At 62.0% G+C, this 12,750-nt stretch carries 11 protein-coding genes and 1 pseudogene; 5 read left to right on the top strand and 7 right to left on the bottom strand.

Annotated elements, in window-relative coordinates; all coding sequences use genetic code 11:
- The coding region (locus VE092_RS16140; protein WP_324878453.1) for a transposase at positions 1-234 on the top strand (234 nt) is incomplete at its 5' end.
- A gap of 137 nt (positions 235-371) precedes the next feature.
- Here VE092_RS16140 and VE092_RS16135 read toward each other — a convergent pair.
- The 4 genes and pseudogenes from VE092_RS16135 to VE092_RS16120 form a co-directional block, all read right to left on the bottom strand.
- Complete coding sequence (locus VE092_RS16135; protein WP_324878451.1) at positions 372-827, bottom strand: hypothetical protein; 456 nt, start codon at positions 825-827, stop codon at positions 372-374.
- A gap of 7 nt (positions 828-834) precedes the next feature.
- Positions 835-1,914, bottom strand: coding sequence for a cysteine peptidase family C39 domain-containing protein (locus VE092_RS16130; RefSeq protein ID WP_324878449.1), 1,080 nt, complete (start codon positions 1,912-1,914; stop codon positions 835-837).
- Positions 1,847-2,836, bottom strand: coding sequence for a hemagglutinin repeat-containing protein (locus VE092_RS16125; protein WP_324878447.1), 990 nt, complete (start codon positions 2,834-2,836; stop codon positions 1,847-1,849). Before VE092_RS16125 ends, VE092_RS16130 begins: the two co-directional genes overlap by 68 nt.
- A 305-nt stretch (positions 2,837-3,141) precedes the next feature.
- Positions 3,142-5,640, bottom strand: a pseudogene (locus tag VE092_RS16120) (filamentous hemagglutinin N-terminal domain-containing protein); the annotation flags it as partial.
- Between the two features lie 195 nt (positions 5,641-5,835).
- On the opposite strand from VE092_RS16120, the gene VE092_RS16115 reads away from it, so the two are divergent.
- Complete coding sequence (locus VE092_RS16115; protein WP_324878446.1) at positions 5,836-7,548, top strand: ShlB/FhaC/HecB family hemolysin secretion/activation protein; 1,713 nt, start codon at positions 5,836-5,838, stop codon at positions 7,546-7,548.
- Positions 7,549-7,612: 64 nt separating this feature from the next.
- Here VE092_RS16115 and VE092_RS16110 read toward each other — a convergent pair whose 3' ends face one another.
- Complete coding sequence (locus VE092_RS16110; RefSeq protein ID WP_324878443.1) at positions 7,613-7,768, bottom strand: hypothetical protein; 156 nt, start codon at positions 7,766-7,768, stop codon at positions 7,613-7,615.
- Between the two features lie 292 nt (positions 7,769-8,060).
- On the opposite strand from VE092_RS16110, the gene VE092_RS16105 reads away from it, so the two are divergent.
- Both VE092_RS16105 and VE092_RS16100 read left to right on the top strand, forming a co-directional pair.
- On the top strand, positions 8,061-9,038 hold the full coding sequence (locus VE092_RS16105; RefSeq protein ID WP_324878441.1) for a nitronate monooxygenase family protein: 978 nt from the start codon (positions 8,061-8,063) through the stop codon (positions 9,036-9,038).
- A 439-nt stretch (positions 9,039-9,477) separates the two neighbouring features.
- The gene (locus VE092_RS16100; RefSeq protein ID WP_324878440.1) at positions 9,478-9,747 is read left to right on the top strand and encodes a hypothetical protein; all 270 of its coding nucleotides are present in this window, start codon (positions 9,478-9,480) and stop codon (positions 9,745-9,747) included.
- Between the two features lie 55 nt (positions 9,748-9,802).
- On the opposite strand, the gene VE092_RS16095 is transcribed toward VE092_RS16100, so the two are convergent.
- Together VE092_RS16095 and VE092_RS16090 are read right to left on the bottom strand one after the other, a co-directional pair.
- Entirely contained in the window at positions 9,803-10,498 is a 696-nt protein-coding gene (locus tag VE092_RS16095; protein WP_324878438.1) for an alpha/beta hydrolase, read from the bottom strand.
- A gap of 59 nt (positions 10,499-10,557) precedes the next feature.
- The gene (locus tag VE092_RS16090; RefSeq protein WP_324878435.1) at positions 10,558-11,718 is read right to left on the bottom strand and encodes an MFS transporter; all 1,161 of its coding nucleotides are present in this window, start codon (positions 11,716-11,718) and stop codon (positions 10,558-10,560) included.
- Between the two features lie 269 nt (positions 11,719-11,987).
- Here VE092_RS16090 and VE092_RS16085 point away from each other — a divergent pair, with 269 nt between their 5' ends.
- Positions 11,988-12,587, top strand: coding sequence for an HD-GYP domain-containing protein (locus tag VE092_RS16085; RefSeq protein ID WP_324878433.1), 600 nt, complete (start codon positions 11,988-11,990; stop codon positions 12,585-12,587).
- Positions 12,588-12,750: the final 163 nt, after the last annotated feature.

The raw sequence follows: 12,750 nt of genomic DNA, 5'->3' as shown, positions 1-12,750 counted from the left end.
CCAGGCAGTCCATGGCAGAACGGATTCGTGGAAAGCTTCAATGGCAAGCTGCGTGACGAACTGCTTAACCGGGAGTGGTTCCGCAGCCGGGCAGAAGCGAAAGTGCTGATCGAAAGATGGCGTCAGTTCTACAACGAGCGTCGGCCGCATAGCGCACATCAGTACCAACCTCCAGCTACGGTCCGTCGAGCCTGGCTGGAATCGAATATGATCGACAACCGACTCACTGCCTGACTGGCTACAAATTACCGACGCAGGTCACATGCATTTTGATGGTCTGGGCGGAACCCGTACCTGCGGGCTGATAGGAATTTCCCGCTATCCTCTCCCAATAACGTTCCAATCCACTCCTCTTATTTTGAATGGATTGTTTAGTCAATCGAACCCCGAGGCAATCGTCGCCGCTGCTTTTTTGACATTTTCACTGGGGGATACAGTGCGTCAAGCCGTTTGATTTCTGCCATCTCCTCCGGTGTATTTATAGACACTGGTTCTGCCCACTCTCCGTCTTTAACAATAGGAAACCATCCTGGATAGCAAGTTTCAAAAAATGAAAGATCAACGATTGTGTAGTTTTCTTTATCAATTTTTTTTAACGTAACTGTCGCGAATCCAAAATGCGTATAGATCCCACCTGCTCCTGCTGGAGCGCGCTCATCAATCTTCTCTGATTCCCAGTCGTGAACTAATCCTGTAGCTTCAGGCAAAGGATGAAGAAACGACAATTCAAGCTTCCCCCCTCCTTTCTTACAGAAGCAGGGAATATGAGCCAGCTCCAACATCGATTTCGTATAAAGATTCTCTGGGAGAATGATATTTAAATACATTTTGAAATCACTTTATTCGTGGAAGAACTACTTCTCCAGTAAAACTCTTCTTGAACGTTTCTACCGGACTAAAGTACTGAATACCCTGAGGGTCTCTAATCGCGACGACCTGCACTCCTTGACGAGTGGTAACGCCATCAACAACCACAAAATGAGAGAAGTCTGTCGCTCTATCTGCGATACGAACTACAACAGGGGTTCCTGTTGCAGTATAGCGGATCAAATCATCCACATTGCGACCTGCAACAGGCAATGCATCAACCCCTCTGGACTTAAATAAGTCTGCGACCTTGTATATATTTATTCCTTTCTCAGACGGAGCTGCCTCAATTACAAGCTCTGCTACATCGACCTTCCTGCCAAATGTATCCATTACCATAGCGCATGAATTATGCCCACAGGTTGGAACATTCCCCTGATTGAGCACCAGCCGACTTCCGTCTCTGGGAGTCGCATCAACCAAAAGACGATTCTGTGGATTCGCTGCTGCCGCCTCTTTGAGGATCTGCGCGGCATCCATTTGCACAGCTTTTCCAACGGAAAATTTACTTAGTAAATTGGAGATGGTCTGTCCCAACCGCCCTGCGCCAGATGGCAATCCAGCTAGCCCAAGTGCTTCAAGCAGAGTTGCTTGATCCGCAGCATCCAGTTTCGAAAGCTCAACATCTTTTTCCGATATTTTGCTTAGCAATGTCGCCTGCTTTACCTCTATCTGCGCCTTTCGATTAGGATCGTTTTGGTATAGCTGCTTTTCCTGCTCCAACGCATCGACAGCGGTTACGATCGCATCGATTTTTGAACTACATCCAGTAGCTCTTGTGCAAGGCGCCGATACGGCCATTGCATTTGCAACACGCTGGGCAGCCCACTCAGTCGGATTCTTCGCGCCAAACCTAGCTTGCTGTTCCTGCGTCCAAGACCCATCACTATTACCGTTGAGGAATGGATTATTCCGACCTTTATAGTCCACTTCAAACAGACCCTTGGTCTTGTTAAGAGCAATAAACTGCTTGGCACTCTCATCGCTCTTTCCAGCTTTCTCCGCAGCTGCATCCACGATTGCATAACAGCGCCGTTTTTTCAGCATCTGTTTTAGCCTGCATGATCTTCGCGTCAAGCTCATCGACTTGTCTGGTCGCGTAGTTGCCAATCTCCTTCGCAACATTCTTCCCAAACATCTCCATGATCTGCGCCTGTGCCTGCACATCCGCCTGCAAGGCTTGCGCATTCCACGTCTTGGTCAGCTTTGCGCTGCTATCCCGATCACTGCTCACATCGGTATTGATGCTCGCAATCGTCTGCTCGGCCGACTTGCCCGTTCTGGCCTGCTGGGCTGCATCATCGGTGATCTTGATATCGGCCTGACTGATGCCACTGCGGGTGGCACTCCTCTCGTTGCCGCCTGCACTACCGATGCCTACTCCAATGCCCGCCAACGATCCCTTGGCACCGTCCACGCCGGTCCCTGCGCTGATGCCCTCGGCCTTGTAACGACTGCGGTTCTCGATGTCAGATTGCGTCAGCGTGGCCGTACTCAGACTGTTCCTGCCTTCTGCTGCGGCCTTGTCGGTGCTGGCGATCTTGGCGCCCTTGAGGTCGGTATTGCCGGTCACATCGACTCGGAAGCCCTCATCACCGGCCCGGATGCCTGACTGTTCAGTGACACTCGCAAAGTCCCCTTCGACCCGGCTGAGGCTGCCATTGACACTACCGCCCGACTTGCCCGCGCCAGCCGAGATACTTCCGCCGACGGCCTGCTGTCTGCTCCGGTAGGTGCTGCTGTCCTGCAGGCTGGCGATGTTCAGGTCGCCGCCCACCTCGACTTCCACGCGCTTGCCCGCCACGACTGCGCCGCGCACTGTGGTGTCGGCGCCGGATTCAAGCTTGACCTTGTTGCCGGCTTCGACATGGGTATTGACCTGCTCGACATCGCTACCGTCACCCCGACCGCGACTGCCGGAGCCGCTGGCATTGAAGACCAATCCATCCGTGCCGTAGGCGATGCCCACCGAGCCTGACTTGCTCCGGTGCCCCAGCGGATGTCCTGCCGGAACTCCTCGGTCACGCTGCCCAGGCTGACATCGCGTCCTGCCGAAAGGTTGGCGTCGCCACGGGCCGCGATCACGGCGGCATTGGCGATGAGGTCACGGCCAGCGGCAATCGCCACCTGCTCGCCGCTGACGCTGGCAATCTGGTTGATGTTGCTGCCGGTCGTGGTCGTGTTGACGCTACTCGCCCGGGTACTGTTGATGGCGATGTCGCGCCCGGCTGTCATGACCAGGCCCTGCTCGGCATCGATGTGGCCGGCGTTGTCGATATCGGTCGTGGCGGCGAGCCTGATATCGCCCCCCGTGATGCGGCCGCCCAGGTTGCCGATCCGGTCGGCGCGCAGTGAGACACCGCGGCGGGCGGCGAGGGTGCCTCCCTTGTTGAGGATGTCCTGCACCGTCTGGAAGGCCAGCTCGTTGCCGGCGATCAGGGTCTGCCTGCCGGTGACCTGGACGCTGGAGGGCTGCAGATAGACCTGCGGCACCAGAACTTCCTCGGTGCTGCCGTCGGCCAGGGTGACGCTGCGCTTGACCAGCCACACCAGATCGGTCTTGAGCTGCGCGATTTGCGTGTCGCTCAAGGCTATGCCCAGGACATACCGCTGGACCTGCGCCTGTTGCAAGCCGGCCTGCATCAGGGCCAGGTATTGGGCTTCGTTGCTGTTGAAGCCGGTGAGGTAGCGTTGCCCGGTGGCGTCCTGGATTTGGCGCTGGATCAGTTGCTGCTCGTAGAAACCGTCACCGAAACGTCGGTAGCTGGGAGCCAGGCCGGACGTGTCCTGGAATTGCCGGATCAGGAAGTCTGACGAGAGCCAGTTGCGATTGCCGATGAAGCGTGGATCGGTCTGCACCAATGGTGCCGTCAAGCTGTTCTGGTTGACCTGATAGAGCGCATTGACGGGCAGGCCGAGGTCCACCGTCGGCGTGCGCGGATTGCTGCTCTTGCCGCCGTTCTCGAGGGTGGTGGCGTCGATACGAATGTCGGTGGCGGCCCAAATGGTTTTATCGTTGCGCAGCCGGTCGGCAACATGCAACGCGAGTGCAGCACCGGCACTGACGGCACCTGCGTTGTCCAGGCCCGCTGCCGTGAGTTCGACGGCGCCTTTACTGCCCAACGTACCGGCCTGGACGAAGCTCGTCGTGCTGGTGGCCCCAAGGCCGTCTTCTCCGATGAAGCGGCCACGGTTCTCGATCGCGGCTGCTTGCGCGGTCAGCCTCTGCCTGGCTTCGATGCTGCCGTTATTGAAGAGTGCGCCGGCGATGTCGAGTTGGACGGAGGACCTGGCCGAGTACAGCTCGCCCCGGTTCTCCAGCACCCCCGCCCGCACGTTGAGCATGCCATTGCTGCCGATCTTGCCAAGGTTGACGACGCCGTTGGTGACACGCAGCGCCAGCGCGGCGGGTGTGATCAGGCTGCCACTGTTGTCCAGCGTAGCGGCATTGAGGGTGACTCCCGTGTCGCCGCCGATGCTGCCCGCGTTACGGATCGCGCCGCCCATGCGCAGGACGGTCGGACCGGCGCTGCCGATAGTGGCATCCTTGCTGTTCTCCAGCGAAGCTGCTTCCAGCGTACTGCCCGTCGTGCCACCCAGCGTACCGGTGTTCGTCACGGCGCCGTCAATCTGTACATGCAGGCTCTGGCTGGCACTGAGGCTACCGCGATTCTCCAATGCCGCCGCATGGAGACGCACTGCGTTCTCCGCCCCCAGCGTGCCGGTGTTGCTGACGGCGCCGGCTGCGTTGATCTGAGTGTCGATGCGTGCGGCGAGCGTGCCGGTATTCTCCAGGCGCCCCGCTGCGGTCACGATCAGTTGACCTTCGGTGGCGGCCAGCGTGCCACCGTTGTGCACGCCCACACCGTGCTCGGTCGCGCTCAGGTAGATGTGGCCAGCATACATGCCGCCCAGTTGGGCGACATCGATGGCGCGCACGGGTGCCGAATCCGTCGGTGCCACGCCGGCTACTACCTGTGCATGGTCAGCGCTGACGGTGTTGAGCCCGGCACTGACCTTGAGCCGATTGGCCCAGATGCGTGCATTGACCTGGACAGCGCGCGCGATGAGTTCGGTATAGTCCGTTGACCGGGCATCCATGCCACTGCCATCGACGCCAAGCACCCCACTACTCACCCGGTAACTCTCCAGATCCCCACCATTGATGATCGGCGTACCGGTGGTCAGCGTAGCGCGTGGCACGTTGATGAAGCCGCAACCGGCGCAGGTGATGCCGGAGGGGTTGGCGATGATGACCTGAGCCTTGTTACCGGCAACCTCAACAAACCCGCGCAGGTAGCTGGCGTCGGATGAATGCACCTGGTTCACGATCACCCGCGCGCCACCGCCGGCCAGCCAGGGATTGCCACCGACATAACCACCCAGTTCGGTCTGGCTGCCCCGGCCGGCGTTGTTGAGGATCACGCCACGGCCGTCCACATCGAAGCGGCGATAGCGATTCACGGAGAGGCCCTTGGCGTTGGCCTGGCGGATATTGATCACCGGTACGCCATTGCCGCTCGTGATCACCGAGGGCTGCTGGGAGGCAGGCGCGCTGCGATCTACCAGGATCTGCGCATGCGCAACGGTGGACCAGGCCAGCGCCATCGCCAACGACAAGGGCGAAAAGCACCATCTTCCCGGCGCCCTCATCCCGCCGGTCCGAGCAGTATTTTTCCCTGGCTGGCCGGCCACTGAAGATGCCGTTTCGGCCACCGCGATGAGCATCGCACGGTGACGATTGAAGATCAGTTTGTAGCGCTGCCGATTCATGTCATGCCTTCGTCAATGACGACCATGCCGGATGGCACGTCGATTCGAGAGGCAGTCTATTTTTTTGAAGGGGCTGAAAAAACGAGAAATGTCTCGTTTCCTGGGGGGCGATAAAAGAAGAAATTGCGATATCTCAACTTCTTTTCGATTGCGGCGAACACACGCACTGAGTTGTGAAAGCCGCCAAAACTTCTCATGAAACGACGCATTTTAAACACGACACTGTGCGCGGCTCTGGCAGCGGTCCTGCCTCATGCCTTAACCTCGGCACAGACCCTCGGCATTCAGCAGGAACAGCTTCAGCGCGAGCGCGAACGCATCCTGCGGCAATACCTGGAGCAAGCGCCGGATGTGCTCACGCTGGGTCTGCCGGCATCACCTGCGCCCGCACTTACCTATCCGGAGGATGAACGACCATGCAGCCGCATCGAGGCCATCAGCCTGGAGGGAGAAGCCGCGCGACATTTCGGCTTTGCATTGGCCACCGTCAACCGACGTGCCGCCGATGGTGGCGCTACCGGGCGCTGCCTGGGCAGCCAAGGAGTGCAGACGCTCATCGCGCATGTGCAGAACGCCATCATCGGACGCGGCTTCACCACCACGCGCGTACTGGCCCCGGCGCAAGACCTCAGTGCAGGCCGGCTGATACTGACGGTGATACCCGGCCGGGTGAGGAAGGTGCGCATGGCCGAGGGCGCGGATGGGCGTGGTACACCCTTGAATGCCCTGCCGCTCTCCGAGGGAGATCTACTCAACCTGCGCGCCATCGAACAAGGTCTGGAGAATCTCAAGCGTGTGCCGACGGCCGAGGCCGACATCCAGATCACGCCATCCGAAGACAGCGACGCGCAGATCGGCGACAGTGACCTGTTGGTGCAGTACCGTCAAGGCTTCCCCCTGCGCCTGGCGACATCGCTGGACGACGGTGGCGCCCGCGCGACCGGCCGCTACCAGGCAGGTGCGACGATCTCCTACGACAACTGGTGGACGCTCAACGACCTGTTCTATGTGAGCCTGAACCGCAGCCTGGGGCGCTATGGCGACCGCGGCAGCCGGGGTCACACCGTGCACTACTCGCTCCCCTTCGGCTACTGGCTGCTGTCGGCCACCAGCTCCACCAGCCTGTATCACCAGACGGTGGCAGGTGCCTTCGAACCGGTCATCTACAGCGGCCACGCGGAAAACAGCGAGCTGAAGCTCACCCGCCTGCTCCATCGTAGCGCCAGCAGCAAGACCAGCGTGGCCGCCAAGCTGCTATTGCGTCGGTCCTTCAACTTCATCGACGGGATTGCCCTGGAGCCGCAGCAGCGCCGTATGTCGGCCTGGGAACTGGGCGTACAGCACCGGCATTTCATCGCGACGGCGGTGGCCGATGTCAGCCTCAGCCACCGGCGCGCGGTGGATCGCCAGGGGCCGCAGACGGACGACCCGCTGGCGCTACCACAGATCGTCAGCCGCTATGGACTCTGGCTGGCCGATGCCACGTTGAACCTGCCCTGGCTGGCTGGACCGGCGCGCTTGCGCTACAGCGGGGCGGTACGCGCCCAGTGGAACCGGGGGCCGCTGCCGGCGCAGGACCAGTTCGCCATCGGGGGGCGCTACACGGTGCGCGGCTTTGATGGCGAGCTGACGCTACAGGCCGAGCGTGGCTGGTTCGTACGCAACGAACTGGCTCTGGCCCTGGGCGAGAGTGGACAGGAAGTATATGCCGGCCTGGATACCGGCGCGGTAGCCGGGCCGACGGCGCGACAACTGATCGGGCGCCGCCTGAGCGGTGCCGCGCTGGGGATGCGTGGGCAATGGGCAGGACTGGGCTACGAGCTGTTCGTGGCCACCCCGGTGGTCAAGCCAGCCCTGTTCCCGACGGCGCCCCTGACGGGCGGCTTCAGTGTGCAATGGTCGTACTGAGGTCCGGGCTGAGCCGGTCGGATCGCGGTGCGGCGGCGACCGGAGCGGTGGCCGCCGCACCCGCTCACTGCTGACGATAACGGCGCAGGCCGCGTACCGGCAGCTTGTTGGCCTCGATCAGGGCCTTCTTCAAGGCGCGCTTGTGCAGCACCGCGCCCACGATCAGGGCGACGGCCGCCAGGACGATGATGAGAACATTGACGAGATCGAAGTGTTGCATGACTCCCCCTTGCGACAGATGACGGCTGATGAAACTCGGGCATGGCCCTTCCGGCTGAGCCGGACCCGCACGACGCCCCCGGTAGCGCCCGCGTGGCCTGTTTTTGCGCCAGGCTTGTGGAAAACATAGCACATGGTCGGGATGAGACAGTAAATAATATAAATAATTTCCTGGAATTTCCCATTCGCGCAACAAAAAGCACGACCGTTATATTTTGTCGTCTTTTATCCTATAATCGTCGGACAAAAGCGGCCTTGCGCCTTGATATAACGACAACCGAAGAGAGACGACCATGCCACCAGCCCCTGCTTACCCCAAGGCATTGCAAGATCTGCGCCTGCCCATCATCTGCTCGCCCATGTTCATCGCCAGCGGTCCGGCGCTGGTGGCGGCCCAGTGCAAGGCCGGACTGGTCGGATCGTTTCCTGCGCTCAACGCCCGCCCGGCCGAGCAACTCGATGTCTGGCTGACCCAGTTGCAGCAGGAGCTGGCGCAATGGCAGGCTGAGCATCCGGCACGCAAGGTCGGCCCGATCGCGGTGAACCAGATCGTGCACCAGTCCAATGACCGGCTGGCACAGGACGTGGCGACCTGCGTGAAGCACCAGGTGCCCATCATCATCTCCAGCCTGCGCGCGCCGCCGCGCGAGATGCTCGACGCCGTGCACAGCTATGGCGGCATCGTGCTGCATGACGTGATCTCCCTGCGCCATGCCGAAAAGGCGCTGGAAGCCGGGGTCGATGGCCTGATCCTGGTGGCGGCCGGGGCCGGCGGCCATGCGGGGACGCTGTCCCCGTTCGCGCTGGTGGGCGAGGTACGCAAGATGTTCCAGGGGCCGCTGGTGCTGTCCGGCGCCATCGCCACCGGCGACGCGGTCCTGGCAGCGCAGGCCATGGGCGCCGACTTCGCCTACGTGGGTTCGCGCTGGCTGGCGACCCGCGAATCGAACGTCGATGAAGCCTATCGTCAGGCCATCATCGAGTCCGCCGCGGCCGATGTGGTGTACACCAACCTCTTTACCGGCGTGCACGGCAACTACCTGAAAAAATCCATCGTCAATGCCGGGCTGGACCCAGACAATCTGCCCGAGGCCGACAAGACCAAGATGAACTTCGGTTCCGGAGGCGGCAGCAAGGCCAAGGCCTGGCGCGACATCTGGGGAGCCGGCCAGGGCGTGGGCCTGATGGACGACGTGCCCAGCGTGGCCGAGATGGTTGACCGGCTAGAGGTGCAATACTGCGCGGCGCGCGACCGCTTGCTGGCGCTCTGAGCATGTGCCGGGGGGATGCCAGGCCGCCCCCCCTCACCTGACTGCCGAGCCGGGCGCGTACGCTCACCGGGGCTGCGTTCTGCGGAGGTGGTGGCTGGTTGCCTTTGCAAACCCGAGCGCAGGCCCGTCCTCGGCCTGATTGTTTTTTGTGCAGACCTGCACCAGAGCGGGGGAACGCGCCCTGTCCTGGCGCGTCCAAACCTCCAGCTCTTCCTTATGCCAGGCGGCTTTCGCGGCTCTTGTGCGAATCGTCTGACGGACAAAATCCCATTTTTGGATCTACCCCGGAACTGGCGGCACTTCTTGTGCGAGGCCCGGTCGTATCTGTTCGCTTTCTGCATTCGCAAGGCGCCGTTTCGCCTGTGGCCACGCGCAGTTGCCCTACGGCCTCGGCCCTGCAGCAAAAGAAGAGTCAACCATTTGATGCGAGGACCTCACCATGACCAGCTTCCTGAGAACCAGAAAAGATCGTCATCCCAAACACGACAAACCCCGCCTGCCCCATGAGCAGGACCAGAACGTCGATCGCCAGGACCCGGCGCGCAGCGGCCACAAGGTGGACCGGCCCGAGATCCGTCAGGCCTACGACGATATCCGCAAGGGCCAGGTCGATACCGACCTGCGCGGCACCGGCGGTCTCGATGAAGTCAACAAGGGACCGGGCGGCCGCGCCGCTGGCGCACCTCCCAAGGAACTGGACGAAGGCTGAGCAGGCGCCCGATCCGCGGACCGGGGGGCGCCTGCTCAGCCTGCCGCGGGTCGCTCTACAGACCCGAGCGGGCGACCCAGTCCGAAATGAGGGCAAACAATTCCTGCGGCTTTTCCATCGGCGTCATGTGACCGCAGTCGCTGATGATCTCCAGGCGCGATTGCGGTATCTGCCGCGCCATCTCTTCCGATTCCTCCACACTGCGCAGCTTGTCCTGGTCGCTGCTGACGATGAGCACCGGGCAACGCAATTGCGACAGCGACTCTGCCGTACTGTCGCGCAGGGTCTGCAATTGCCGCAGGAAGACTTCCTTGCCATTGGTCAGAGCCATTGCCTGCAGCCGGTCCAGAAGAGAGCGGTCGCCACTGCGCGCCGGGTGCAGGGACGACGCCAGCGCCCGCGAGGTCAGCCCCTTGAACGGGGTGCGCCGGGCCATGTCGATCTGCGCCAGCGTGCCCTGCGATTCGCGCTCGGTCTGCGGCCGGGATGAGGTATTGAGCAATGCCAGCCCCAACACCCGCTCGGGTGCCTTCAGCGCAATGGCCTGCGCCACGAAGCCGCCCATGGAAAAGCCCAAGAGCACGAAACGCTCGGGCGCCTGCCGCAGCACCCCATCGGCCATGGCCTGGATACCGATGTCCTGGCCGAGGTCGCCAAAGCCCAGGGAACCCAGCGTGGCGAGATCGTCCCGCATGTCGTCCCACAGGTGTTCGTTGAGCATGAAGCCCGGCAGCAGGACCAGGTGGCGCATCGTGATTTCCCTTGCATCGGTTGTATGAAAAGAGGCGATATTGTAGGCGGGCACGGCCGCTACTGCAGCCACAGCGCGCGTCGGCTGGAGCCGGCCATGGCCAGGCACAGCACGCCCAGCAGCGCCAGCGCCGCCTGCAGACCCCAGCCATGCGCCAGGAAGCCGAACAGCGGCGGGCCAATCAGGCTGCCGCTGTAGCCCAGCGTGGCCACCGCCGCCAGTGCCGTCGAGCCATGTCGGCCAGCGGCACTGAAGACGAAGGGAAATACCGCCGCCACACCGGTGCCGGCGATGGCAAACCCGAGGATGGCCACGGCCATGCCGGGCGCGACCACCGCCAGCGCGATGCCGGCGCTGGCGACCAGCGTGCCGACCCAGACCACGCGACGCGCATCGTACCGGGCCTTGAGACCGTCACCGATCATGCGCATGATCAGCATCATGCCGGCGAAGGCGGCATAGGCCAGCGGCGTGGCGCCATCGCTGGCACCGATGTGATCCTTCATGTAGATGCCGCTCCAGTCGGCCACCGAACCCTCGACGATGGCGCCGCAAAAGGCGATCCCGCCCAGCACCACCAGGTGGCCATGCGGCATGGCGAAGAGCTTGCGTTCGGGATCATGTTCCGGGCGGTCGTCCGGCAGGGCCACGTAGGCCGCGTACAGGGGATAGAGGAACAGCGCCGCTACCAGCAGGAAATGCCAGACCGGTGTGATGCCCAGCCCCGCCACCGCACTGGCGACCAGCGCGCCCGAGAAGGTCCCCACGCAGAACCAGCCGTGCAGCATCGACATGATGGGACGCCCGGCATCGCGTTCGGCCTGCGCACCCAGCGCGTTGATGGCGACGTCGAAGCAACTGGAGGCAGCGCCATACAGCGTGCAGATCAGCATCAGGCTCGCCAGCCCCGGCGCCAGGCCCAGCAGCGGCAGCGACACCAGCAACACCAGGCCGGCGTAGAGCGTGCTGTGGCGCGCACCATAGTGCCCGGTGATCCAGGCCGCCAGCGGGAACGAACCGACCGCGCCGATCCCGCCGCACAGCAGCACCAGCGCCAGCGTGGCCGCGTCCAGCTGCAGATGATCCCGGATGGCGGGAATGCGCGCGGCCCAGGTGGCAAAGACGATTCCCAGCAGCAGGAAAAACAGGGGAATGGCAAACTTGCGCCAGATCAGGCGCGAAGTAGAAGCAGGACGGGAAGAAGACGGCTTGGTTGTCATCGATAAGTCAGGAATGTACACTGCGCGAAAACCATTTCTATCCTGAAATGAGTTTCAGTATTGCAAACCGCTATTATCCGACAACCGGGAAAGCGCATCGTCATGCGCTGTCGGACACCGCGGTGCAGGGCCACCCCCAGGGGAGCCAATCAGAAGCCAACGGACCTGCCAGCTTGCAAGAAGGGCGCATGCCCCCTTGCAGATCACGGATCGAACCGCAACTCTGAGCGACCGATGCTGCCGGCGGCTGCAATCTCGCAGGGACAGGAATGCCAGTTTCAGAACCGAACAAGATCTATCAGGAAATCATTGATGCATTGATCGCCATGCATCGGCTCACTGACGGCTATACGCCCAATCACGAGGACCAGACCGCCGAGCTGGCGGTCATGATCGGGCGGCATCTGCGCCTGCCCGCCGAGCGCATCGACGTGCTGCACATGGCAGCTCAGGTGCATGACATCGGCAAGGCCAGGATACCGCTGGAACTGCTCACCAAGCCGGGCCGCATCACGGCCGACGAATATGGCGTGCTCAAGACTCACGTGCAGTTCGGCTACGAAATGCTCAACAAGATCAGCTTCCCCTTCAACCTGGCCGAGATCGTCTGGTGCCATCATGAATACCTCGACGGCAGCGGCTATCCGCGTGGCATCAGCGGCGACGCCCTGCCCTTCGAGTCGCGCATCCTGACGGTGGCCGACATCGTCGAATCGATGTCGGCCGATCGACCCTACCGCAAGTCGCTGGGCATGGCCGTGGCGCTGGAAGAAATCCAGCGCCAACGCGGCAGCCGTCTGGACCCAGTGGTGGTGGATGCCTGCCTGCACGTGGTCCAGGAGCACAACTGGCGCCCCATCGCCAACTGAGCCAGCGCCCGCCTCCCGGCTGCATCGGCTACACTGGGCGCCATAACAAGACTGCCCGGAGACGCCACACCATGACCAGCCAAGCTGGGCATGCGCCCTCGCCCTTCATCCTGCGCCACCCCATCCTGACGGCCCTGGCCCTGTCGCTTGGCACCGCCGTGGC

Source organism: Herbaspirillum sp. (genome assembly GCF_035644555.1).
Taxonomy (GTDB): domain Bacteria; phylum Pseudomonadota; class Gammaproteobacteria; order Burkholderiales; family Burkholderiaceae_D; genus Herbaspirillum.
The sequence above is the reverse complement of the archived record's forward strand: the minus strand, read 5'-3'. Positions and strand labels throughout refer to the sequence as shown.

What these genes read in the sequence shown, in the direction of transcription:
- VE092_RS16135 (WP_324878451.1), bottom strand. Translation starts at nt 827, where the DNA reads ATGTATTTAAATATCATTCTCCCAGAGAATCTTTATACGAAATCGATG.
- VE092_RS16130 (WP_324878449.1), bottom strand. Translation starts at nt 1,914, where the DNA reads ATGCTGAAAAAACGGCGCTGTTATGCAATCGTGGATGCAGCTGCGGAG.
- VE092_RS16115 (WP_324878446.1), top strand. Translation starts at nt 5,836, where the DNA reads ATGAAACGACGCATTTTAAACACGACACTGTGCGCGGCTCTGGCAGCG.
- VE092_RS16110 (WP_324878443.1), bottom strand. Translation starts at nt 7,768, where the DNA reads ATGCAACACTTCGATCTCGTCAATGTTCTCATCATCGTCCTGGCGGCC.
- VE092_RS16105 (WP_324878441.1), top strand. Translation starts at nt 8,061, where the DNA reads ATGCCACCAGCCCCTGCTTACCCCAAGGCATTGCAAGATCTGCGCCTG.
- VE092_RS16100 (WP_324878440.1), top strand. Translation starts at nt 9,478, where the DNA reads ATGACCAGCTTCCTGAGAACCAGAAAAGATCGTCATCCCAAACACGAC.
- VE092_RS16095 (WP_324878438.1), bottom strand. Translation starts at nt 10,498, where the DNA reads ATGCGCCACCTGGTCCTGCTGCCGGGCTTCATGCTCAACGAACACCTG.
- VE092_RS16090 (WP_324878435.1), bottom strand. Translation starts at nt 11,718, where the DNA reads ATGACAACCAAGCCGTCTTCTTCCCGTCCTGCTTCTACTTCGCGCCTG.
- VE092_RS16085 (WP_324878433.1), top strand. Translation starts at nt 11,988, where the DNA reads ATGCCAGTTTCAGAACCGAACAAGATCTATCAGGAAATCATTGATGCA.